Source organism: Paenibacillus wulumuqiensis (assembly GCF_000971965.1).
GTDB classification, from domain to species: domain Bacteria; phylum Bacillota; class Bacilli; order Paenibacillales; family Paenibacillaceae; genus Saccharibacillus; species Saccharibacillus wulumuqiensis.
The window spans coordinates 309,478-333,486 of sequence record NZ_LAQP01000004.1; the positions used below are offsets into that span (position 1 = coordinate 309,478).

Genomic DNA, 24,009 nt, shown 5'->3' on the forward strand with positions numbered 1-24,009 from the left:
CCCAGACGATCCATTACGTTTGAGTTCTCGGCTGACAGCACCCGTTGACCGACCCAGCACCCGGCCAATCGCTCGGATTTCGGCTCCCTGACTATGCAAGAGTTCTAGTTTGCTGCGTTCGATTATGCTAAAATGAGTGCAGCTCATGGCGGATTCTCCTTGTAGAAGGTGGTGTGGTAACTTCATTCTACACGAATCCGGCCATGAGCCTTTTTATATTTCATTCGACGTGGTGCACTTCATTTTACAATCCGTCAAGTATAAAATTATTTTTATTATTCTATCAATTGTTTAATATGGAGCTTAGAAAAGTTTAATGATTTTTGTGAATAAAACTTTTAAATAACTAAAGAGGATGCTTATGCAGAAATTGTCAAATGAAACAAGAGATATCCTTTTGCAAGCAGGATGGAATCCAAATAATAAAGTTGAATTAACCGAAATAGTAAATTTTTTAGAGGCGATGGGCTATCAAGTTTTCAATCCAGTGATTGATGCATTAAGTCAATATGGTGGAGTAGAATACAAATTCAAGCACCCGGATGGGAGTTTTGAAAATTTTTATTTTAACCCAGAAGAAGTTATTGGAGATTACTATGAAAAAGAAGATTTTGAAGAATTTGAAGCACGAGTAAAAGAGCCGCTTGTTATAATTGGAGAGGCATACCGAGGGAATTTGATAATGTTTATCTCAAAATCCTGGAAAAGTTTTCGGGAAAAATGGGTATTCGTTGTTTAAATTTGGAGATGATATTTACGAGGCATTAGATACTCTTTGTTTATTTAGAAAACCAGAAGAGATAGAATATGAAGCATTATAGTGATCGATCACCTCAAAGCACAAAGGAGCCTATGACCTATGCCGCTATCCATAAATAACAGTCATATCCCATCAATGGGCGATTATACAGATCTTTACGAACGTTTATCAAAATATATTTCAAAATTTGATAGGAATTGGATAAATGAAATAGAAGCAGCCAAAAAAGAGGATATAGTGATATTAAAACAATTAACTCAAATGAATAAGTACCATTATCAATATCCAGAAGAGTACGAAATTTATCTTAGTTATATGGGACAAGATGATAAAGGTCTGCTAAATACCCAAATTCCTGGTTATTCTTCAATATCTGAAATAATTGAATCGTATGAGGGAATACATGAGGAACAGCCCGAGACTTTAAGTGATAAGTATGTACATTTTTTTCAAAAGGAATTATTTGATGGTCAATTATCGTTCGACTTTAATCAAACAAATAATCCACAAATTGTTATGACTGATGAAGACAGCCAGTTTGTAAGTTATTTTGCAGATAACTTTGAAAAGTTATTATTTCAATGCGCTTTTAGTAAATATGAAAAGTTACACTATGATAAATGTGTAAAGTTTGCTGGATCTCACAACATGTTCAAAGAGGCACTGAAAAACAATAATGTATTAAATGCTTCTGAAATGATCAATAAAATTTCAGAAAAATATGGATTTCAAAAAGTATGGTTTAGCGACCTCAATCACCATGTAGGTTTTAGAGAAAGAATTAGCTTGTATATCGATAGTAGAAATGATTCTCTACGTGGATTTATAGTTGGTGATTTAGATAAAAAATTCGAAAATATTAGCAATTCTTTATTAAATGAATTATGTGTCAATCCTAAAAATTGAGTAATTATATATTTTGATTTATTTAATCCCTTGTATGAGCTAATTTCTTTTTCAAAAGATATATAATAAACAATAGTAGATAATTCAAATACTTAATAATTTTTTACAGCTCTTTTCGACTTATTTATAAGTGGAATGAGCTTTTTTATATGGTGATCAGTTCGTAAGATGATATAGCAGTCGTGATCTATAGCCCCAAAAAGCTGACAATAATGTAATGTTCAGCAAAAAGAAAGCCATCGTCCAGGCCGGCCAGCAGATCATGACCTACAAAACAGGCGACACAACTGGCATCGCTGTAAAAGGCAAATATCATTTGTTCGGTTAAAAGATAACTAGATGGACTGGCAATTGTTATAGGAGTAGCTGTTTTGATGGCATTTACCTAGTGTAGATAAGGGGATCTTAATGAATAATTATGTGAATACGTTATATCAGATAAGATTATTAGAAACTCAAGAGGAATGTGAGGAGTTTGATCAATTATTAGAAATATTAGATAATGAGCAAAATTTTGATCTGAAAGACTTATTTATGGTTTTTGATGAAAATACACTTGAAGAAGAAGTCATGTTTGGTTTAGTACATTATGTAGAATCTTTTGAAGCAGAAGATTATTTACGATCTTTACTGGACTCTTTAATTAATATACCTTCACACTCTATTTATTGGATAGAAATACTTTTGAAAAGAATTCTTAACAATGATGAATACAAAAAAACATTGATTAGTATATTGGGGAGTCAGGATGAGAGAATTGACTTTCAACTTAAGAGTATACTTCAGTCAGTACAAGAAGATAATCCTGCTCGTTTTAGCTCCCCAGTTGATGAAGTACTAACAAAATTAAATGGAAATCTGGAGAAATAAAATGGTAAATTCCTCAATTGTTATTTGTATTCCTGGTAAATGGATGAATTTGGAGGAAATAAAAATGGTTTTGCACATAATTTAGAATATGATTTGAGAGAAAACGTTATAGTCTCAAAAAATAACGATGAATTTTATAAAATCATTTTTGAAAATCGTGATGATGAAATGGCAGAAGCATTTCAGTTTGCAGGAACCAGTAAAATCTCTCAAGAAGATATTTCCGAAATCAACCAACATACTTCAGTTGTTTATTTAGTTGGCGAAGCAGGAAATTTGGAAAAAGTACATCAGATTATAAAGTTGACGAATACTGTTTTAATGCTTGGTGGATTGGGGGTTAAAATTGAAACTACAGGTAATGCAGTTGGCTGTACGTGGTGGAGACATTTGAACGATAAAATGGACCCTATGGAAATATGGAATACATTTGTAACTATAGTAGAAGAACAGGATTATTATTATACTTGCGGAATGCATAACTTTAGCTTGCCTGATATAATTACGTTTAAAAATCAGTTATCTTTGGAAGAGGCACAGTGGCTTATGCAGTATTTCTGCTTATACAACATACTGGAAAGACCAATATTAAATAATAATGATACTTTTAGTATAACTAAAGACACTCCTAATTTTTTACTTAAACATAGCGAGTGTAGGCATTTTGAGCAAAACGATTTATTTTATAATCCATATGGAATCTGGGCATTGGCTAGAAAGGGAATTGGGCCAAAGGAAAACGGATAGTACATAGGTCTGAAAATAATTCGAGAGATAAAGAAGCTTACTATAAAAATGGTAGATAGTTTTTGAGAGTATTTTTCTTTTATCGTATATAACAAAAGAAGCAGCAATGTCATGTTAGGATTACAAAAAAACAATAAATATAAAAGTCGATTAAACGACCTATTCACTATTCCCAGCTTTAAGAAAACTGCAAAAAAACCTCATTTCACGCTAGTCACCAACGGTACGGGCATTGAAAATAGGATTTATCCAAATAAGAGCAACCAGACAATATGGAACATAGTGTAATGGATAAGTACGATAGCAGGAGGGTATGCTGTCAGTTCATATGGTACAAATATAAGAGTAAATAATTTTCAGAAAAATTAATACCCACAAAAAACAATGACCGAACTGCAGCCTAAAGCTGCAGTTCGGTCATTGTTTTACGTACCAGCTGATCGGCCATTCGTGTCGTCTCTGGCAGTCGATAGCGGGGAGCCAGCTGCAGAATCCAGTCATTCGCTGTTTCCAGACTAATCCGGTGCCCCACAGACACGAACACAGGCTTCACATCAGTCTGTGTACGCAGTACACTGCCCACCTGTTCCTCTCCATCGATCAAAGGAGATGCAGATCCGCGAGTATGTCCAGGCTCCGTATATTCCCCAACCAGTCTCGTCTTCCCGCAGCCAATAGCCGGTACATCAAACAGAACACCCAGATGGCAGGCCAGTCCGAATCTTCTCGGATGAGCGAGTCCCTGACTATCGCATACAATCAGCTGCGGCTCATGTTCAATCTGCTGCAGTGCCTTGATGACCGGCGGCAGTTCCCGAAAGGAAAACAGTCCCGGCAGATAAGGGGACTGCACCGAGTCTTTGACCGTAATCGACTCGATCGTTTCCAGGGTAGCTGCATCCAGAATGACGACAGCTGCAATTAGCTGATCGGTATGTTCGCTGTAAGCTACATCGACCCCGGCAATATACTGTATATCCGGCAGCTGATCCTGCGTGACAACCTGCTTGGCCAGTTCCTTTTGGAGTGCTATTGCTTCCTCTTCATTTAAATCCCAGCGGTGCTGTACATTTACTTTCATAATCGCTTTCCACCTATCGGTATGTATTGGTAACCGGATGAACACCCAAATATCTGCAGATCATGAGGCAATAAGAGCTCCATGTAACGCATGAGAACTCGGATCACGACTTCATGCAGATCGGAATGATGGTTTTCATATTCCATATCATACATAGTATAATGGCAGAATGTAAACGAGTATCTTCTGGATTCGAGTGGATCGACTTCCATTTACAATCTATTCTGGCAGGTGAGCATATATGATGAACATACATATCGAGTATGGTGAGCATATTATCGTGGCAGTCCGGCTGGCAGGGCGCTGGAGCTGGTATGTCACGGAAAAGGAACACTGGTTTATGGATCTGCCGCGTTTCCATCAGGCTTTTATCGATAAAGGATATGATCTTTCTGCTCATACAGACTATGGGTACCGGTTTGATATTCCGATTTTGAATGAGCATACGGCATCTTCTTTTCTGGCTTGTATTAAAGATGAACAGGTAAGCGTAGAGGCGCTGAGAGCAGGGCTGATCATGCAGCTGAGCAAGTATGGCAGCGATCCGGAAGCGCTGGCCGGATGGGCGCCTGCGCTGCTGGTGGATTTTGATAACAAGCAGTTATCTTCCTATTTCCCGGAACCCGCTTCGTTTGAACAGTATGTTCCTGAAGGGTGGACCGGACATTACGAGAATTTTACCGGGCAGCTGCCTGATCCGCAAAAATACTGGGTAATCAATGAGCATGACTATTTTGCCAACAGCTGGCAGTGAAGGATAGTCCATGGAAGCACATTCCACTACATTAACCACAGGAGTGCATACATCCGATGAACAAGCAAGTACGACTGCATTCTTCCTTCTATTATCTGATTGGCACACAGACCCTTTCGAATGCCGCTGATATTATTTATATTATGGGCATTGTCTCGCTTGTGATGGCAGGTACGGATTCGATTCTGGCGGGTGTATTTGTGCCGTTTTTTCGGTCATCTTCCCAGCTGATCAGCGGTCTGATTGCCTCGCTCATGCTGGTAAGGTTCCGGCTGAACCGGCTGCTTCTTTTTTGTCAGCTGGGACAGTTTGTTATTTTCGCAGCTTTGGCACTGTATTTGTGGGTATACCGGGATAGTGCGTCGCTGACTGTGATATTCGCCCTGATCTTTGGCATGTCCTTTCTGGATGGGTGGACGACACCGGCGCGCAACAGTCTTGTGCCGCGCCTTGTTCACCGGGACGAGCTGCTGCGGGCGAATGGGATGATCTCGGTCAGCGACCAGATTATCCGCTGTGCAGGCTAGGCGATGGGAGGTATTCTGGTTGCCTGGATCGGAGCTTTGCCTACTCTGATGCTGGCTGGCATCTTTTATGCGGTTGCCATGGTCTTTACTGCCTTTATCCGTGAACCGCAAGGGCATGAACAGGAAAACATGCCGGATATGACGCGATCTCTAATTGCCCAGCGCGGAGAAGCTGCCTCTCCGGAAGAAGAAAAGACGGCACCGCTGCCTACAGGCAGTGAACGCGAATATATGAAGACGCTGACCGAGGGCTGGAAGCTGATCTGGCGTATCCGCAAAGTCCGCACGATGATCTTTATGGATATGGTGGATATGCTGGGCGGTTCGGTGTGGGTAGGGGCATTTATCCTTGCTTTTGTCGTACAGGTACTGCAGCAGAGCGAAGAGTGGTGGGGATTTATCAATACCGCTTATTTTGCAGGAGCGATTGGTGGCGGGCTGTTGGTCGTCGGAATGGTCCGCTGGCTGCAGGGGCGGGAGTTCCGCGCGATGCTGCTCGGTATTGCCATCTATGCGGCTTTGACGCTGGTCTTCGCCGTCATGACTAACCCGTATATCTCACTGCTGCTCGTGGTAGCGATGGGACCTGCGGCGGAGCTGGCAGCGGTTAACCGGCGTACACTGCTGCAGCTGAGCGTAACGAGGGAACAGCTGCCCAAGCTGCTGTCTGCCCAGGATGCCACATTGAATTTCACTTTTTGCATCTCTCTGCTCATTATGGGCTGGATCGCCGAGCAGTTCGGGATTGTCAATCTGTACCTGCTGGCAGGATTAATGTCCGTATGTGCACTGGTTGTCGGTATACTCAGCCGTTCTGCTTTTCAACAGGAGGCGACGATGAAACATTCGGAAAAATCATTGAATTCTTAAAATAACAGGGTGGTGAACAATCTCATCACCCCACTGTTCGTTGGACGTTCCTCGCATTATCCTTTACATAAAAACGAAGAAATGCATGCTGGGTGGATACCAGTATATATCTTCTCCGTCTTATTCAAAGTAACTTATAGTCATAAGAATAGTTATAACAGAGAGATAACGCTACTCTGATATATACAAATGGATATAAACCTAACACGAACTTTACTCCTATTTTTTTGAGTCTTATCACCCTGTTTTTCCCAATTCATATTACTGTATAATAAGGGGATTATATAATAGGGGGTTTTTGTTTTGAAAAAGTTTAGCGTTGTATTACTAGGAGCAGCAGTAGCTGTATCTCTGGCAGCCTGTGGTAATGATCAAGCAGCCAAAGCACCGGCAACCAATGCACCCGCAGCAGGAACAGAAGCAGCAACAACTGCTCCGGCAGCAGTACCTACAGCAGACGAGCTGCTGACCAAAGCCAGTGAAGCAGCTGCCAAAGTGAAAAGCTATGCGGCAGAAGCAGTCATCAAGCAGGATGTCAATGTAACAGTAGATGGCAAGGAACAAAAAATGCAAAATGAAAATTCTACAACTATGGAAGTTGTACAGGAGCCGATGTCTGCTCACATGAACATTTCCACCAAAGTGGTGCAAGGTGAACAAAACCAGGAGCAACAACAGGAACTGTACATAACCAATGATGCTGTGTATCTGAAAGCCAATGACACCTGGCAAAAAGCTCCTGAATCCGCAAAGCAGCAGTTTGTGGATCTGATCAAACAGCAGGGTACCCTGAAAGACACACTGGATCGCATGAAAACCATGGCGAGCGATACCGAAGTAACGGATGAAGGCGACCACTACAATCTGGTAGCTACCCTTACCGGTGACAAAGTCAAAGAACAGGCGCAAAAATTCCTGAGCGGCGATGCTGCCAATGCTCAAATGGCTGAAATGATGAAACAAATGAACATCCATGATATGGATGTGACTTACATGATCGACAAAGCAACCTCCAACCTGACCGGAGCTGCTGTCAAAATGACCATGGATATGGATCAGCAGGGTCAAAAGGTAAATCTCGTTATGGATATGGACAGCACCTACTCTAAATACAACGAGTTCGACAAGATCGAAGTACCGGCTGATGTGGTAAAAAGCGCGAAATAATTAATTTCAAGAAACACTGCATAAGCACAGAAAAGGCTGTAAATTCAATGATCCTATGGATTATAGTGAATTTACAGCCTTTTTCTGTAATTTACAGCGAATAACCATGATAAATCAGGGGCAAGCAAGCTGTTTAGCAGCGGTACCGACGTGGTATAATAGATGTAGCTACACATTCTATAATCAAGAAAGGATCAGGATACCATGTGTCCCCGAAGGATGATTTCCCAAAGGACGATTTGGAAACGTTATGATCTCTCCTATACTTAGCTTTTCCGTAGAGTAGTCATTCACTTGGACCTATTCTTACGGAAGAGGAGATAATTGTATGCGAAGGACAAAGTCCTCCAGGTGTACCTCCCGTAAGAAAAGGTCGTTTCAGACCACACTTACGAGAAAACGAGGGAGCCTGTATGAGGAGAAGAACAAATTGGAACACAAGTTGGATGGTGGCAGGGAAACAAATCTTGGCCATACTATTGGGTACGTTTATTCTGGCGTTTGCTTATTATCATATTAATTTTTACAACAATCTGTCGGAAGGCGGATTTGTCGGGTTGGCGCTGCTGGGCAAGTATTTGTTTGGTTGGTCACCCGCATGGAGCACGTTTGTACTGGATATTCCGGTTATTTTATTGGCCTGGTGGCTCAAAGGGCACCGTTTTATGGTCTATACACTGATCGGAGCCGCGTCATTTTCCATTTTCTATTCGGGATTCGAACAACTATCGCCGTTTGTCGTGGACTTACACGGGAATCTGCTGATTGCAGCAGCTCTATCCGGTTTGTTGACCGGTCTCGGAGCGGGTATTGTGCTTCGTTATGGAGGGGCCACTGGAGGCGACGATGTATTATCGAGACTGATCAGCGAATGGAAAGGCTGGAAGATCGGTAATGTTTTCTTTGTAGGCGATATTGTTGTACTGGGCTTGTGCCTGTTCTTTTTGCCTTTCAAAGAAACCATGTATACGATGCTGGCGGTCTGGCTGGCAGGTAAAGTCATTACCTGGACCGTAACCGTCAAGGTCGATATCAAATTGCCCCATATTGTGCGCTCTGTGAAACCAGCAACACCGGTGCAGTTACCGGTTCAGACTGGCCCCGCAGCGCGGCAGTCATGATGCAATTTGTGTCAGTCAATAAAAAGAGGCATATCAGCATAACCTATAGGTTAGCGCTGGTATGCCTCTTTTGCATGCAGCTATAAAGATAACAGGAAAGCCTGACGCCGAGTGTTAGATCGGATTATGCGAATTACGCATCTGTGTCTTTTTTTCTACCATATAATAGCTGAGTATGGCCCCAATCATGCCGATCGCAGCGATTAGACCGCCGGTCAGCGGTACATAGACCAGACCAGCATGTGTAATCACGACCCCACCGATAAAGGCACCGGCTGCATTACCCAGGTTGAGTGCAGAATGGCTCGATGTAGCAGCCAGGCGCGGCGCTTCGTGAGCGAGATTCATAATACGCAGCTGAATACCCGGCATAATACCAAAGGCTGCTGCACCCCACAGGAAGATAACGACCAGAGTCAGCCATGGAATATGCAGTACGGCAGACAGGCTCATTAGCATAACAGACAGGATAGCGAAGATCGTAATAATCGAAGGCATCAATTTCCAGTCAGCCAGCCTTCCGCCGACAATATTGCCCAGTGTAACGCCGATTCCATACATAACGAGAATCCAGGTGACATTGCTTTCCTGGAAACCGGTGACATCGGTCAGCATGGGAGTGATGTACGTAAATACGGTAAACATGCTGCAGCAGCCAAAAGCGCCGGTTAACAGTACAAGCAGCACCTGCGGCTGAAACAGACTACGTACTTCCTTCGCCAGACTCGGAGCAGCAGACTGCTCAATCCGCGGAATCAAAAAGATAATGCCGATCAGTGAAAGGACACCCATGATCGTAATCGCGCCAAAGGAAGCACGCCAGCCCATCTGCTGACCGATCAGAGTGCCAAAGGGAACGCCGATAATGTTAGCGATCGTCAATCCGGCGAGCACCATCGAGACTGCACCTGCACGTTTGTCCGGACGGACGAGCCGGGCAGCGATCAGTGAACCGGTACCGAGAAAGGTACCGTGAGCCAGTGCGGTGACGAGCCGTGAACCCATCAGCAGCCCATAGCTGGGAGCGAGTGCAGCGACCAGATTGCCAACGATAAAGATCACCATGAGCAGACAGAGCAGCTGTTTCTGAGCAATACGGTTGGTTGCAATCGTAAGAATAGGCGCACCTACAGCCACGCCAAGGGCATAGCCGGTAATCAGCTGGCCGGCCTGTGGAATACTCACATTCAGATCATTGGCGACATTGGGCAGCAGCCCCATAATAACGAACTCCGTCATCCCGATTGCAAATGCGCCTGCAGTCAGGCACAGCAGGGCAGCCGGGAAACGGTCATGTTGTGGAACCGAAGGTTCCGGTGAGACAGTCGGTTGCATCATTTCTCTCCTATTTCTGAAATTTCTCTATATTTCTGATATATTCATACTAACATTTCAAATTGTAAATGAACATCATTTTACCCGAGAGGAAGATACCTTATGCTGGACACCAGTCAGGAAAAACAATTAAGCAAATGGCTCAGCCGAATTCTGCGGCACTCTCCCGAACAGTATGGAATTGTACTCGATGCGGAAGATGGTTCCTGTCCAATCCGTGACCTGGTACAGGTGATTTCGCAGGATCACAAATGGAACTTTGTCACCGAAGAGCATATCCGCTACGTCGCAGCCCGTTCGGACAAACAGCGCTTCGAGATTGATCAGGACCGGATTCGGGCAAGATATGGACACAGCCACCCAGATGTACATTATGAGCCGGCAGTGCCGCCGCAAATACTGTATCATGGAACTTCCGAGCAGGCCTGGTCCACGATCCGTCAGGAAGGACTCAAGCCGATGGGCAGACGGTATGTACACCTGTCGGCAGCTACAGACTTTGCTGCTCTCGCAGGCCGCCGCAAAGGAAAATTGATCATGCTGGAAGTAGACACCACAGCTGCGGTGGCAGCAGGTGTATCCTTTTACGATGCCGGTCATGACGTATGGTTGTGTGATAGCATCCCGGCCAACTGTCTCAAGCCATCCGAGCACTAACCGATATATAACATCATTTTTGTTCAGGAGACGCATATAAAAAAGCAGCGCTGTAACAGCCGCTGCTTTTTTGTGTTTATCGTTATACTGCGGTTTGAACTTTCACAGTTAGCTTACTACAGAGAGAACAGAAGCTCCTATGAAATCAGACTGCCGGCCTGTAACACGCATTTACTGCTGATTCTGTCCCAGGTCAAATCCTTCTGCGAGCAGACGATAAGAGCGGATACGTGCTTCATTATCATGAATAGCCGACACGATCAGCAGCTCATCCGTTTGGTAATCCGCTGCAAACTGAAGCAGCTTCTCGCGCACCTGATCCGGTGTACCTACAACGCGAAAGCGGCGGGTATCCTCGATATGTTTTTTTTCGGCAGGAGTATACGGATACTCTGCTGCTGTCTTGGCAGAAGGCAGATACGGCATCGGACGATTCTCGCGCAGCATCAGGAAATAAAGATCGTTACTGCGCATATGGTACTCGGCTTCTTCCTCGGTCTCCGCGCATGACACGGTGATCGCCGCCAGCGACTTGGGCACAGATGCCATCACAGACGGCTGGAAATTTTCCTTGTAATGCGTAACAGCATCTTCACCGCCTGCAGTTCCGAAAAATTGGGCAAAGGCATACGATGCGCCTGTCATCGCCGCGAGTTCTGCCGTACCGCCGCTGGAGCCAAGCAGCCACAATTCCGGAATGGTAGAAATACTCGGTTCAGCGATAAGCCCGGCAAACCGGTGATCCGATGGCGTAGCATCATTCAGATAGCCGATCAGATCGACAATCTGCTGGGGATAACGGTCTGCGCTGTGCATGGAAGGGAATTTGCCTTCCTGCAGAGCACGTGTAGCGAGCGGCATACCGCCTGGTGCGCGTCCCACACCCAGATCAATCCGATTCGGATAGAGAGCTTCGAGCAGGCGGAAGTTTTCAGCGACTTTGTAGGCACTGTAATGAGGCAGCATAATGCCGCCGGAACCGACGCGAATACGCTTGGTCTGGGAAGCGACATGAGAGATCATAATCTCGGGACTCGAATGAGCGAGACTGGGAGAGGCATGATGCTCTGACATCCAGAACCGGGAATAACCCAGCTCATCTGCTGCCTGAGCAAGCTTCAGTGTATTTGCGAGCGCATTGGATGCGTCATATCCTTCATTAATATGAGACTGGTCAAGCACGCCTAATTTCAACATGAATGTTCACCTCGGGTTTGTATTTGGCCAAAATAGAATCGTTATCTGCTCTATCGAATATAGAAGGCAGGTGCCAAGCTGTTTCAATAATAAATATTTTGTAAAAGCGATAATCGATCTGCTGCTGTAACCAGCATACACAATTCGTAACTTTTTAATACTATGTTACTTTAATACCGTAACTAATAGTATAGTCCATTTTCGTAACAAATACAAAGAGTTCTCTATTATTAAGCTTCTATTCCTATCCCAAGGGTTGACTGAGACAACCGGTATGTACAGGTTGGCGATCATGATCGGTAAATAAAAGTGTTTGGTCTATGGGCTATTCGGGCAGTACATTTCCCGGATGAGTTCTGCAAACTGTCTGGCAGCCGGAGTCATATCATTCCAAGACAAAGCAGCTATCCCGATATCACGTACCACGGGCGGCTGAATCTCCTTGACAGTCAGTGAATGCCGGACAGAAGAGAGACTGAACCGGGAAACGATACCGATGCCCAGATATTGACCTGTCATATGCACCAGTGTCTCTACACTCTGCACAGTCAGACTTTCCCGCATGGTCATTTGGTTGTGCTGCAGTGCGCTGAGTAAAGCCGCTTCATGACCGCCTGTACAAAAAATAAGCTCCCCGTCATACTGCTCCAATGCGATGCTTTCCTGATGTATCAGCGGATGATCATCCGGAATAATGGCTACCATTCGATCATGAATTAGCACATGTGTGTCCAGATGATCAAAGGGGGAAGAGAGAATACCAATCTCCACTACACGCTGTTCCAGCCATTCCCGGATTTGCTGGGAAGTGCCTTCCTTGAGTTCAATCATAATTTGAGGATACCGGGAACGAAACAGACGAATAACCTCCGGCAGCAGATTGGTTGTTGCCGCAGGAAAGGAACCGATCCGAACTTTGCCGCGCAGCAGCTGATTTTCTTCACAGGCCAGCTGCTGCATTTGCTGCTCCAGCTTTTTCATTTGCCGTGCCAGCAGAAGCATCTCCTCTCCAGCAGCGGTAAGCAGCAGACCTTGATGTTTGTCCCGTATAAATAATTTAATTCCGAGCGATTCTTCCAGTTTACGGATACCTTTGCTGACAGCAGGCTGGGAAATAAACAATTGTCTCGCTGATTCCGTAATATTCATCGTTTCGGCGACATGGATAAAGATATCGAGTTGATTCAGATTTATAGTCATCGTTATATCATAACCTATTGGTTATGCCTTTCTATCCAAATTGATATTTTAGTTATCTATATGCTTTCTTTATACTAAAACAGATTCAACTGCAATAAAAGGCGGCGGGTGGAGAATGAATCTATAGCAGAGTAGAAACAGACAATATCAGGCGGACAGAAGGGAGCGAGCATATTGAATTCACAAATTAGTATATGCGAATATACGACGGAATCAAATGCACAAACAGATCGACCCATTTCATTTCCATGGTCTGGACTGCTAGCGCTGGCTATGACCGGATTTATCTGTATTCTTACAGAAACACTGCCAGCGGGATTACTAAGGCAAATAGGTGAAGGGCTTCATATATCCGAAGCACTGGCAGGTCAGCTGGTTACTTTATACGCGCTTGGTTCACTGGCTGCTGCGATACCGCTGACGACACTCACACGCAGCTGGCGAAAAAAGCCGCTGCTGCTGGCCTGTATCGTCGGATTTTTGATTTTCAATTCCATTACGGCGCTTTCAGTTCATTACATATTTATTCTGGCTGCCCGCTTTTTTGCCGGTATGGCTGCTGGTGTCGTATGGGGAATGACTGCCGGGTATGCAAGACGAATGGTGCCCGAATCCATGCGTGGTCGGGCGATGGCAGTAGCGATGTGCGGCACACCGCTGGCTCTGGCGCTTGGTGTACCGGCAGGGACTTTGCTCGGTCATCTGATAGGGTGGAGGCTGGTGTTTGGGGTGATGTCGCTGCTTACGGTAGGACTGATTGTATGGGTAGGATATAAGCTGCCGGACTTGTCCGGTCAACAGGACAGTCAGCCGCTGAAGCTTCGCAGCGTACTTACCCTTGCCGGAGTAGGTCCGGTGCTGATCGTAGTTCTGGTCTGGGTACTGGCACATAATATGCTGTATACCTATATTGCTCCCTATCTGCAAGCATCTGGCTGGGGAGAACGTACAGGTCTGGTGCTGCTATTGTTCGGCCTCGCCTCGGTGGCTGGGATTGGATTGACCGGTGCATGGATCGACCGCTGGCTGCGTCAGCTGGTACTGCTCAGTACAGCAGGCTTTGCTGCAGCTGCATGTGTGCTTGGTCTGGCCAGCCACCTGCCGTTATTGCTGTATACAGGAATCGTACTCTGGGGACTTACGTTTGGAGGAGCGGCTACACTATTGCAGACAGCTCTTGCCGATTCGGCCGGTGAGCATGGCGATGTTGCCCAATCCATGCTGGTTACGATGTGGAATCTGGCAATCAGCGGCGGCGGGCTGGTTGGCGGTATTGTGCTTGAGACACTTGGAGTTTCTTTTATACCCTGGTTGGTGTCCCTATTGATGCTAATCGCATGGGGCATTACAGGGCTGTCGCGTCGACATGGATTTACATCGGCAAGGAATAAGAATACTGCTTGATCAAAAAGGATAATATACGTGAACAGAAAAAATCCGCCTTCCCCGTAGGGAGGCGGATTTCGCTTATAATAACCTGCAAATATAACCATCTGCAAAAGCTCATCATACTCGTTTGTCACATCAAACCATTCTATTCGAGATTCGCATGGTTGGTGAACATGGCCGCAGAATCGCCGCCGCGCTTGTCCATCAGACTCAGCATAATGGCATCGAACAGCAGCAGGATTGTCTGTTCAAACAGTGATCCCATCGGCTGAACGGTCTCGTAGCTGCCCTGATCCGCCGGATCTTTGGGAGAGCCGGGTACCTGGACAACCAGATCGGCGAGCTGACCGATAGAAGATTCAGGGAAAATGGTGACAGCTGCCAGCGTTACATCCGCTTTGACTGCTTTTTGCGCCATAATATGAAGCCCCTGTGTTTCCCCGGAGCCGGAAGCAATGATCAATAGATCTCCTTTACCGGCTCTTGGCGTTACCGTCTCACCGACTACATACGCATCCAGTCCAAGCTGCATCAGACGCATAGCCAGCGCTTTGGCCATGAGACCGGAACGACCTGCACCCGCGGTGAAGATTTTACGGGCACTGAGAATCTGTTCGGTCAGCTGTTCTACCTGTGCAGCGGGAATCGCGGCCAGGGTACCCTGCAGTTCCTGCAGAATCCGATCGAAATGTCCGGAAATGCCGGTTACTGTGTTCATGGATTACGCCTGTGCGATCAGATCGCGAATCTGGGAAGCAGCAGCTGCTTTATCGTCCTGGCTGGTGATTCCGCCGCCCACGATAACCAGATCCGGGTTGGCTTTGATTACTTCCGGCATTGTTGCCAGTTTGATACCGCCAGCTACAGCTGTTTTCGCGTTTTTAACGACACCTTTGATGGTTGCCAGATCTTCGAAAGGATTCTGTCCGGCAGCCTGGCCGTCATAGCCAGTGTGTACGCAGATGTAGTCAACGCCCAGATCATCCAGTTCTTTGGCACGAGTCGCAATATCCTTAACGTTGATCATGTCAACGAGTACTTTGCGTCCCTGTTTTTTGGCTTCGTCTACACAGCCTTTGATCGTCAGATCGTTACTTGCACCGAGAACAGTGATGATGTCAGCACCAGCTTCGGAAGCTTTCATGATTTCATAACCACCAGCGTCCATAATTTTCAGGTCAGCCAGTACTTTTAGATTAGGGAAAGCTTCTTTCATGGCTTTGACTGCATGCAACCCTTCATTGATGACGATTGGTGTACCAATTTCCACGATATCGATAAAAGGTTCCACTTCTTTAACAAGTGCGATACCTTCCGGGATGTTTACAAGATCCAGAGCGAGTTGAAGTTCCATAAGATTAATTTCCTCCTGTAAGATACCGTTTTGCACGGCATAAATTAGTGTAGTAATACGATGCGAACAATAGGAATTAGTAGTGGAACAGGCAGTTAATTGTAATCATTTTCTGTCTGTACCCGTTGCGTTCGCTGTAATGCTAGTATAAAGTAAAATACGTGCCTTTTGTAAGTACGCACTTTTTCTTTACATAGTGTCTAAAAGTATACTATGGGAAATAATGCGGGTTAACACCTTTATATTTGATAATTCTTGGAGGAATGAATAGATGCGTGAACGTATATTTAACTGTGAAAAGGAACTAACCCTGTCCGTGATCGGGGGCAAATGGAAAATGCTGATTCTGTGGCATCTCGGCAAAACAGGAACCAAGCGTTTTGGCGAACTTAAGTCGCTGATTCCCGGCATCACTCAGCGGATGCTGGTCAGTCAGCTGCGTGAGCTGGAGGAAGACCTGATCATTCACCGCGAAGTGTATGCAGTTGTCCCGCCCAAAGTGGAATACTCGCTAACCGAGATCGGAGAGAGCCTGATGCCGATTCTGGATGCGATGTATAACTGGGGCAAGAACTATATGGAAGTGGCCGAAATTGAGCCGGTCGAGATCAAGCCTGCACTGTGGAAATAAATGGTAAAAGAGAAGTTTTGCAAATAAAAGTGTAACAGCCCCTTGTTTACGGTTATAGATACAGAGAGCCAGAAGACCAAGGAGGAATTACACAATGAACATTACAATCATCGGAGCCAATGGACAGATCGGCAAAATACTCGCACAAAAATTAACCGGTACCGGAGAGCATCAGGTGACAGCTGTTATTCGCAAGCCCGAACAGGCAGATGCCTTTGAGCAAATGGGCGCCAAAACCGCCATTGCGAACCTGGAAGGTACTGTGGATGAACTGGCACAGGCTATCCAGGGGGCAGATGCTGTAGTATTTGCAGCAGGTTCAGGCGGCAGCACAGGTGATGACAAGACACTGCTCATTGATTTGGATGGAGCTGTCAAAAGTATGGAAGCTGCCGAGCAATCCGGCATCAAGCGCTTTGTACTGATCAGCGCCATGTTCGCCTATGATCGCAGCAAATGGTCAGAATCAATCAAGCCTTATTATGTCGCCAAACATTATGCCGACCGGATGCTGGAAGCCAGTTCACTGGACTATACGATTATCCGTCCAGGCGGCCTGCTGAACGATGCAGGTACAGGACAGATCCAGATTGGTGAACAGCTCAGTGAAGGCGGCAGCATCCCGCGCGAAGATGTCGCTGAAGTGATCGCTCATGTGCTGGATCAGAAGCATACGTACCGCAAAGGGTATGATGTCATCTCCGGCGATCAATCGATTGCGGAAGCTGTGCAGTCGCTCGCCAAGTAATTCCTTTACATGGAGTAGTATCATTCATCCATCTATACCTGAAATATAATCAAAACCCGGCTGCCATGAGGCGTGCCGGGTTTTTGGGATAGCCTTTTACTTCTTTTTGCCTTCCGGATGATTCTCATCCCATTCTTCCGCTTTGGAAGTGCCGATCGCAATCGCGCGTCCTTCATCGTAGCCTTCATCCAGCAGGGCATTGGCAATCTCAACCGCTTTCTCGCGTACACGCTCATCCAGATTTTTCATGGATGGGGGATAGTCATTTTTGGTCCATGGCATAAGTATCGCTCCTCTATACATAGTATGTTCGGAATACCAGCTTAAGATGACAGCTGGTATTCTGCTTTTCCCAGGCTGTGCCTCTTTATACCATGTACCCGTACCAACCAAGCATCGAAACGCAGCAAGGATACCATGCTGCATCTACTATAGCGACAAGTGAACTGCACTGCTGAACCCGCCAGCGAAAAAGATGAACAATACAAAGCCCAACAAAAAAGCCCCTCGATCCTGTACAACGGAATGAGGGGCTTGCTTTGTATTTAAAAGATAATTACTGGAACAGTACGTTATACTCGCCGTATCCTTCTTCTTCCAGCTTTTCTCTAGGTACAAAGCGCAGAGCCGCAGAGTTGATGCAGTAGCGCAGTCCATTAGGACCCGGACCATCGTCGAATACATGGCCGAGATGGGAATCCGCTTCACGGCTGCGTACTTCGGTACGAACCATAAAGTGGGTGAGGTCCATGTTTTCTTTGACATGGTAGTCACGGATCGGACGGGTGAAGCTTGGCCAGCCGCAGCCGGAGTCGTATTTGTCGGTAGAGCTGAACAGCGGCTCGCCGGATACGATATCGACATAGATGCCATCACCGTGATGATCCCAGAATTCATTGTGGAAAGCAGGCTCGGTACCGTTTTGCTGGGTAACCTTGTACTGCATCTCGCTCAGACGATTTTTTAGATCGGACTTGTCGATCCGATTGGACCAGTGCTGCTCGATGAATGCGTCACGACCGGAGCCTTTGCGATAGCGTTTGTAATGACCCGGATTTTTTTTGTGATAATCCTGATGATAGGTCTCTGCTTCGTAAAAGGTCTGAGCTGGCGTAATCTCGGTTACGATCGGCTTGTCAAAACGGCCGCTAGCCTGCAGCTCCTGCTTGGACGCTTCCGCCAGTTCGCGTTGACGCTCGTTATGATAGAAAATACCGGTGCGATACGAAGATCCACGGTCATAGAATTGTCCGCCCGCATCGGTAGGGTCCACCTGCTGCCAGAACAGTTCCAGCAGTTTCTCATACGGGAAAATGGTTGGATCAAATTCGATCTGTACTGCTTCCGCATGACCGGTCGTTTCCTTGCATACTTCCTCGTAGGTCGGATTCTCGGTATGCCCGCCTGTATAACCGGAACGAATACTGATAATGCCCGGCAGTTCCTCAAAAGGGGTTACCATACACCAGAAACATCCACCGGCAAAGGTTGCTTTTTCGTAATGGGATTCGCTCATTATATGATTCACTCCATTCTTGAGAGATAGGTAAAAGATAATGGTTTACCGTACAAAATCCATTTGTGAATTGTTCAATAAGATTTTATACAATTATAATTATAAACCATTTACTATAATAAAACCAAAGATGCCCTGATTTAAATCAATAATATCAAATTTTATGGATATGACGGAAAAGATATAGACAATATAGTTATAGCTAATATGATTCCATTGTTGTATAATCATGTTATTGTTCTGAGATAGTTTCCAAAGGGGAGTAGCTTCCTACGATAAAGTCGTCATTACGGGATTAAGTCCCCGGCTTTATTGGCAGTATATAAATATTATACTGTTAGCGAGACCTTTGCCTGATTACGTAATTGGGTGAGGTCTTTTTTGATGCCTGCATCGCCATCACCCAATTACGGTGGTGGCGTTTTTTGATGTCTGGAGGCTGCTTTGTGACTTTCATTCCGGCGGTTGCCGAAAACAAAAGGGGATTGGACGTATGGAGTTGTTTACCGTGGAATTCTGGATAGCCCTCGCATCGATCATTTTGATCGATCTTGTACTGGCTGGTGACAATGCAATTGTTATCGGTATGGCTGCCCGCAATATTCCCAAAGAAAACCAGAAAAAAGTAATTATCTGGGGGACAGTCGGAGCATTTGTGATCCGGGCGATTGCTACACTGCTGGTCGTTTATTTGCTGAATATAACCGGTCTGCGTCTGGTCGGAGGACTGGCACTGGTGTATATCGCCTACAAGCTGCTGGTCGAAGAGAAAGAAGACGACAATATCTCGGCCAGCAGTCAAATGTGGGCAGCGATTCGTACCATTATTATCGCGGATGCGATGATGGGATTGGATAATGTACTGGCGGTTGCCGGTGCGGCACATGGAGACTTCCCGCTGGTAGTTGTAGGGCTGGCCATTTCCATTCCGATTATGGTCTGGTGCAGTACATTGATTCTCAAGCTGATTGAACGTTTTCCATGGATCATTGCACTCGGGTCCGCTATTCTGGCCTGGACGGCTGCGAAGATGATTATCGAAGAGCCGCTGATCAAAATGTATTTTGAAAACGGCTTTATTAAATACGGCTTTGAGCTGGTTGTGATTGTACTGGTGGTCCTGATCGGACTGCGGGTCAAGAAGAAGAATGCCGAAGCCAAAGCAGCCGAAGAAGTCGCTCTGTAAGAGGACGGCGGACAGTCTGTAGTGAAATACGAAAAGTTAAAAAGCAGACGATAAAAGAGAAAATGCTGCTCGAAAATGAAAAAGCCGCTGATCAAGCACTATTATTTCTTTCTGACAGACTGTGGAGGCATCGAATCAAATGCATGTCAGCCTGGAATGCACAAGAAAAGGTGTTATGGATCAAGCGGCTTTTTGCATGCATTCATATGCATGGATGGACGGGATGGCTGTATAGTATGCGCAGCAATCCGATTGTCTTTCTGCCATCAGAGGCTGGTACTGCTTTCGCATATGGTTATAATAAGAGAGTGGATTTGGCAGCGTGTTCTTGAATAGTTGCATTTTATTTCAGGCTGAAGGAGAATTCATCATCATGGAAAATGGAAGCAAAGCAGGACAGCGTCAACGGGTAGGTCTGGTCGGCATTGGCGGGATTGCACAAAAGGTCTATCTGCCGCTGTTGTCGGCACATCCGGGAGTGGAACTTGTCGGTGTCGTCAGCCGCTCGGAAGCTACCGTATATCAGATGATAGAGACATACCGGTTGGCCCAGGGAAGCACACAGCTGGATGATATCGCAGGCTGGGATGTGGATGCCGTATTCGTACATAGCCCAACCCCAACCCACTATGATATCGTGACACGGTGTCTGCAGTTGGGATTGCCAGTCTATGTGGATAAGCCTTTGTCCTATCATATGGAAGAATCCCGCCGGATGGCTGCCATGGCCGAAGAACGCGGGCTTCTGCTGGCAGTTGGCTTCAACCGCAGATTCGCTCCTTTTTATCAAAAAGCAAAAACATGGCTTGCTGAAGCCGGAGGATTTGACTGGTGTGAAGCAGCCAAGCATCGGACAGGTATGCAGCGTTCCTCTGCCAGGGAGACGGTCTATGATGATCTGATTCATATGCTGGATCTGCTGCTGTGGCTCGGTGGTAATGATTATGAGCTGCTGTCCAGGCAGCTGCGTCAGCACGGAAATGGAGCTATGCTGCATGCATCCGGTATGCTGTCGCTTGGCAGGGAGCGCTATGCCAGCTACAGCATGGCACGCAGTGCCGGAACGGATCTGGAGAAACTGTCTCTTCATGGAAGCGGCCGGTCGGCAGAGGTGGTTAATATGGAGAGTCTCTGTTTATATGAGAAAGACCAACTGCCGCAATATGAGAGCTTTGGCAGCTGGGATACGATTTTGCAGCGCCGCGGTTTTGCGGGAGTGGTCGACCACTTCCTCAATCATCTGCAGACGCCGGAGGAGTGCAGCATCCGTGCTGATCGGGTGCTGAGTACGCATCTCCTGGCAGAACAGCTAACAGCCGAATTATAAAAATGGCATAATAAGATATACTGAACTATTGAATATAGGCCACAGGCAGACCATACGAAAGAGAGGGTACCGTAATGGATGATTATGAATTTATGACACGGGAAGAGCAGATGAAGCAGCGTGAGGAGCAGGTGCTGGAGAGCTACAGGCAGGATGAGGATATGATGATTCTCGTATTTACCCAGTGGTGTGTCAATCGGGGATTCGACGCCAAGGAACTCTACCAGCGTGCGTATCCGGATCAGGTCGATAATCCGCGTCTGGAGCAGGGCATACGGCTGACCGTACCAAAGGAAGAAGCGGGTGATATTCCGGATGATACACTGCTCGGTGTATTGTCCGTATACGGCAACGATGATCTTGCATTTGTCGTCAGCGAAGAGATTGAAGCGCAGGAAGCTGCTCGCAGAAGACAGAGCGGGGAGTAAGCATTTGTATTTTTCGACATTGTAAAGAATAGGTTGTAGAAGGATGGGCGATTGTTCTGCAAGAAGAGAGTTGTGCATCTTTTGCATAAGTATTGCGGAACATCGGTCTCTAGTATGCAATCCGGAAATGAATTTCAAAATGAGAAAAGTCCCGGTGTATAACCGGGACTTTTTTTATACTGTTGATATGCTGTTGATTTATACTGTTCATCTACGCTGTTATGAAATCAATCTTTATCAAATGGACAGTTAATGAAATGAATAGTATGGGAGAGACAGACTGATCAGCGTACCAGCGTAATATTGGGAGCAGGCGGTGGGCTCATGCCATCTCCGATAAAGAAGCCCGTATGCGGCGGCTGATTATACCCTGCATTCTGCCAGGCTACACCAAGGCGGTAGACCGGATCATGCATTAGTGTATAGATTTTGCTATCCGTTACTGCGGTAGTCGTATAGATACGCAGGGCCGAACTGTCGGAAGTGCGCCATACTACCTCTTCCCGCCAATCGCCGAGCAGATCGGCCTGCAGTGCGGGAGTGGATTTGGTACCGTTATTGGAGGCAGTTCCACCGGCGGTAAGCAGATTTTTGGTTGTGCTGCCGGTATAGTCCCATTTATCAATCCGATTGGCATCCAGCAGTTCTCGCAGCGGGTCGCCGTCCCACCAGATCGCAAAGTTGGTTGAAGAAGGCAGCTTGGTGCCGAGCTGTTGTCCGGTAATCGAATACAGTCCGCCATTGGCCCACACTTCAGCCCCGGCGGTACGTGGATCAATATCGGCTGCAAGTCCGCGGCCTACATCGGTACCTGTTTTGATTCCCCATAGTACAGACCCGGTTCTGGCGTCATGAACTTCCAGACCATAGGCGGAACCTTTGTCTTCATGCACCTGAAATACTTCCAGCCCGGAGCGTTTCGGATTTAGGTCCCCAGCATGCATCGCATCGCCATGTCCGAGACCGGTTGTGTACAGACCTTTACCGTTGTCATCGACTGCCATGGAACCGTATAAAATCTCGTCCCGGCCGTCATTGTCCACATCGGCAATACTGAGGTTATGATTGCCCTGTCCCGCATAGCCGGCATTGCCGGAAGCGGTAGAGTCAAAGGTCCAGCGCTTGGACAGCTGCGTTCCGTTCAGATCATAAGCGACCAGCATCGTTTTGGCATAGTAGCCGCGTGTCATGATCAGACTTGGGGTCGTACCGTCCAGATAAGCGACAGCAGCCAGAAAGCGATCCACCCGGTTACCATAATCGTCACCCCAGTCGGCGACTTTACCACGTGCCGGTTCAAAATCGATCGTATCCATTTCCCGTCCGCTGGAGCCTTCAAAGATAGTAAGGTACTCCGGACCCGACAGTACATAACCATTGCCGGTACGGTAATCCTTGCTGTCATCTCCGATGACTTGACCTGCTCCATCGACTGTACCATCGGCTGTCCGGACAGCCAGCTCGGATACGCCATCCCCATTCAGATCATAGACGATAAATGGAGAATAGTGAGCGCCGGCGCGTATATTGGGTCCCAGGTTGATTCGCCACAGGCGGGTCCCATTTAACTTGTACGCGTCCAGATAAGTCTCGCCTGTGTAACCAGCCTGGGAGTTGTCCTTGGAGTTGGAAGGGTCCCATTTGACGATCAGTTCGTATTGTCCATCACCGTCAAGGTCTCCGGTACTCGCATCATTGGCCGTATAAGTATATGCCGTACCGTCAGGAGAAGTACCTCCTGCAGGCTTGGATAGAGGTACATTAAGATAAGCATCAGCCCATACCCGCGCTGCAGCCGAAGAGGGTTGTTCCTTGCCATCTATAACAGCCCTTACGGTATAGGTCGAAGAAGAGGTGCCGGCAGTGTCCTGATAGTTGGTGCTGTCAGTCAGGGGAACACTGTTAACAAGGGTATCTCCGTGATAAAGGTTAAAGGCAGTACGGGATGCTTCGGTGCCAAGCAGCCGCCAGCTGACAAATACCCCTGTTCCGCTTTTTACAGCGACCAGTCCACGATCTAGGGCTTCCATTTGTCTTGGTGAAGCGGCATCCGCTGGTACAGCAGGCAGCATGGACAGACCCAGTGTACTGCATGTTAATGCTGTACTCAGCAGCATCGCAGTTGATTTGTGTCCAAGCTTGCTTTTTGACAGTCGGGATTTTACTTTTTGAATAGCATTCATATATGAGTACCTCCTAATGTTAGCGTTTACATTTGTCGATAGACAGAAGGTTTAC

At 46.4% G+C, this 24,009-nt stretch carries 25 protein-coding genes and 1 pseudogene; 16 read left to right on the forward strand and 10 right to left on the reverse strand.

Features of this window, described 5'->3' with window-relative positions; translation table 11 throughout:
• Window positions 1-24: 24 nt before the first annotated feature.
• Window positions 25-186, reverse strand: a pseudogene (locus WH45_RS24235) (helix-turn-helix domain-containing protein); the annotation flags it as partial.
• A 175-nt stretch (window positions 187-361) separates the two neighbouring features.
• Between WH45_RS24235 and WH45_RS13420 the strand changes: the two are divergent.
• The 4 genes from WH45_RS13420 (at window position 362) to WH45_RS13435 (ending at window position 3,283) form a co-directional block, all read left to right on the forward strand.
• Window positions 362-739, forward strand: coding sequence for an SUKH-3 domain-containing protein (locus WH45_RS13420; RefSeq protein ID WP_046214900.1), 378 nt, complete (start codon window positions 362-364; stop codon window positions 737-739).
• 120 nt (window positions 740-859) lie between these two features.
• Window positions 860-1,666 (forward strand): SMI1/KNR4 family protein, encoded by an 807-nt coding sequence (locus WH45_RS13425; protein ID WP_046214901.1) that lies wholly within the window; start codon window positions 860-862, stop codon window positions 1,664-1,666.
• Window positions 1,667-2,074: 408 nt separating this feature from the next.
• A complete protein-coding gene (locus WH45_RS13430) occupies window positions 2,075-2,536 on the forward strand; it encodes an Imm30 family immunity protein (protein WP_046214902.1) in 462 nt (153 codons plus the stop codon).
• Window positions 2,537-2,575: 39 nt separating this feature from the next.
• Entirely contained in the window at window positions 2,576-3,283 is a 708-nt protein-coding gene (locus tag WH45_RS13435) for a DUF4261 domain-containing protein (protein ID WP_052723775.1), read from the forward strand.
• 400 nt (window positions 3,284-3,683) lie between these two features.
• On the opposite strand, the gene nfi is transcribed toward WH45_RS13435, so the two are convergent.
• Window positions 3,684-4,364 carry a deoxyribonuclease V gene (nfi, locus tag WH45_RS13440; RefSeq protein WP_046214903.1) on the reverse strand — a complete coding sequence of 227 codons (681 nt, stop codon included), beginning with the start codon at window positions 4,362-4,364 and terminating at the stop codon, window positions 3,684-3,686.
• 241 nt (window positions 4,365-4,605) lie between these two features.
• On the opposite strand from nfi, the gene WH45_RS13445 reads away from it, so the two are divergent.
• From WH45_RS13445 to WH45_RS13460, 5 genes are all read left to right on the forward strand, one after another.
• Window positions 4,606-5,118: a hypothetical protein gene (locus tag WH45_RS13445; RefSeq protein ID WP_052723776.1), complete on the forward strand. Its 513-nt coding sequence runs from the start codon at window positions 4,606-4,608 to the stop codon at window positions 5,116-5,118.
• Between the two features lie 56 nt (window positions 5,119-5,174).
• Window positions 5,175-5,645, forward strand: a complete 471-nt coding sequence (locus WH45_RS24145; protein ID WP_324292935.1) for an MFS transporter — start codon at window positions 5,175-5,177, stop codon at window positions 5,643-5,645.
• Between the two features lie 3 nt (window positions 5,646-5,648).
• A complete protein-coding gene (locus WH45_RS24150; RefSeq protein ID WP_324292936.1) occupies window positions 5,649-6,515 on the forward strand; it encodes an MFS transporter in 867 nt (288 codons plus the stop codon).
• A gap of 303 nt (window positions 6,516-6,818) precedes the next feature.
• Window positions 6,819-7,682 carry a DUF6612 family protein gene (locus tag WH45_RS13455; protein WP_046214904.1) on the forward strand — a complete coding sequence of 288 codons (864 nt, stop codon included), beginning with the start codon at window positions 6,819-6,821 and terminating at the stop codon, window positions 7,680-7,682.
• 446 nt (window positions 7,683-8,128) lie between these two features.
• On the forward strand, window positions 8,129-8,803 hold the full coding sequence (locus tag WH45_RS13460) for a YitT family protein (RefSeq protein WP_046214905.1): 675 nt from the start codon (window positions 8,129-8,131) through the stop codon (window positions 8,801-8,803).
• A gap of 114 nt (window positions 8,804-8,917) precedes the next feature.
• Here WH45_RS13460 and WH45_RS13465 read toward each other — a convergent pair whose 3' ends face one another.
• On the reverse strand, window positions 8,918-10,138 hold the full coding sequence (locus tag WH45_RS13465; protein ID WP_046214906.1) for an MFS transporter: 1,221 nt from the start codon (window positions 10,136-10,138) through the stop codon (window positions 8,918-8,920).
• A 102-nt stretch (window positions 10,139-10,240) separates the two neighbouring features.
• Here WH45_RS13465 and WH45_RS13470 point away from each other — a divergent pair, with 102 nt between their 5' ends.
• Entirely contained in the window at window positions 10,241-10,795 is a 555-nt protein-coding gene (locus WH45_RS13470; protein ID WP_046214907.1) for an RNA 2'-phosphotransferase, read from the forward strand.
• Between the two features lie 171 nt (window positions 10,796-10,966).
• Here the strand turns inward: WH45_RS13470 and WH45_RS13475 are convergent, their stop codons facing one another.
• Together WH45_RS13475 and WH45_RS13480 are read right to left on the reverse strand one after the other, a co-directional pair.
• Entirely contained in the window at window positions 10,967-11,992 is a 1,026-nt protein-coding gene (locus tag WH45_RS13475; protein WP_046214908.1) for an LLM class flavin-dependent oxidoreductase, read from the reverse strand.
• Between the two features lie 318 nt (window positions 11,993-12,310).
• Window positions 12,311-13,192 carry a LysR family transcriptional regulator gene (locus WH45_RS13480; protein WP_046214909.1) on the reverse strand — a complete coding sequence of 294 codons (882 nt, stop codon included), beginning with the start codon at window positions 13,190-13,192 and terminating at the stop codon, window positions 12,311-12,313.
• 174 nt (window positions 13,193-13,366) lie between these two features.
• Between WH45_RS13480 and WH45_RS13485 the strand changes: the two genes are divergently transcribed.
• Window positions 13,367-14,596 (forward strand): MFS transporter, encoded by a 1,230-nt coding sequence (locus WH45_RS13485; RefSeq protein ID WP_324292937.1) that lies wholly within the window; start codon window positions 13,367-13,369, stop codon window positions 14,594-14,596.
• A 130-nt stretch (window positions 14,597-14,726) separates the two neighbouring features.
• Here WH45_RS13485 and hxlB read toward each other — a convergent pair whose 3' ends face one another.
• Window positions 14,727-15,299 (reverse strand): 6-phospho-3-hexuloisomerase, encoded by a 573-nt coding sequence (hxlB, locus tag WH45_RS13490; RefSeq protein WP_046214910.1) that lies wholly within the window; start codon window positions 15,297-15,299, stop codon window positions 14,727-14,729.
• A gap of 3 nt (window positions 15,300-15,302) precedes the next feature.
• Complete coding sequence (gene hxlA / locus WH45_RS13495; protein ID WP_046214911.1) at window positions 15,303-15,935, reverse strand: 3-hexulose-6-phosphate synthase; 633 nt, start codon at window positions 15,933-15,935, stop codon at window positions 15,303-15,305.
• A 271-nt stretch (window positions 15,936-16,206) separates the two neighbouring features.
• Between hxlA and WH45_RS13500 the strand changes: the two genes are divergently transcribed.
• Together WH45_RS13500 and WH45_RS13505 are read left to right on the forward strand one after the other, a co-directional pair.
• A complete protein-coding gene (locus WH45_RS13500) occupies window positions 16,207-16,566 on the forward strand; it encodes a winged helix-turn-helix transcriptional regulator (RefSeq protein WP_046214912.1) in 360 nt (119 codons plus the stop codon).
• A gap of 94 nt (window positions 16,567-16,660) precedes the next feature.
• On the forward strand, window positions 16,661-17,314 hold the full coding sequence (locus WH45_RS13505) for an SDR family oxidoreductase (protein ID WP_046214913.1): 654 nt from the start codon (window positions 16,661-16,663) through the stop codon (window positions 17,312-17,314).
• A 96-nt stretch (window positions 17,315-17,410) separates the two neighbouring features.
• Here the strand turns inward: WH45_RS13505 and WH45_RS13510 are convergent, their stop codons facing one another.
• On the reverse strand, window positions 17,411-17,596 hold the full coding sequence (locus WH45_RS13510; protein ID WP_046214914.1) for a DUF2188 domain-containing protein: 186 nt from the start codon (window positions 17,594-17,596) through the stop codon (window positions 17,411-17,413).
• Window positions 17,597-17,870: 274 nt separating this feature from the next.
• A complete protein-coding gene (msrA, locus tag WH45_RS13515) occupies window positions 17,871-18,830 on the reverse strand; it encodes a peptide-methionine (S)-S-oxide reductase MsrA (RefSeq protein WP_046214915.1) in 960 nt (319 codons plus the stop codon).
• Between the two features lie 493 nt (window positions 18,831-19,323).
• Here msrA and WH45_RS13520 point away from each other — a divergent pair, with 493 nt between their 5' ends.
• The 3 genes from WH45_RS13520 (at window position 19,324) to WH45_RS13535 (ending at window position 21,771) form a co-directional block, all read left to right on the forward strand.
• Window positions 19,324-20,016: a TerC family protein gene (locus WH45_RS13520; RefSeq protein WP_046214916.1), complete on the forward strand. Its 693-nt coding sequence runs from the start codon at window positions 19,324-19,326 to the stop codon at window positions 20,014-20,016.
• A gap of 373 nt (window positions 20,017-20,389) precedes the next feature.
• Window positions 20,390-21,343: a Gfo/Idh/MocA family protein gene (locus WH45_RS13530; RefSeq protein ID WP_046214918.1), complete on the forward strand. Its 954-nt coding sequence runs from the start codon at window positions 20,390-20,392 to the stop codon at window positions 21,341-21,343.
• Window positions 21,344-21,417: 74 nt separating this feature from the next.
• Window positions 21,418-21,771, forward strand: coding sequence for a hypothetical protein (locus WH45_RS13535; RefSeq protein ID WP_200897696.1), 354 nt, complete (start codon window positions 21,418-21,420; stop codon window positions 21,769-21,771).
• 284 nt (window positions 21,772-22,055) lie between these two features.
• Here the strand turns inward: WH45_RS13535 and WH45_RS13540 are convergent, their stop codons facing one another.
• Window positions 22,056-23,888, reverse strand: coding sequence for a rhamnogalacturonan lyase (locus WH45_RS13540; protein ID WP_046215187.1), 1,833 nt, complete (start codon window positions 23,886-23,888; stop codon window positions 22,056-22,058).
• Window positions 23,889-24,009 lie beyond the last annotated feature (121 nt).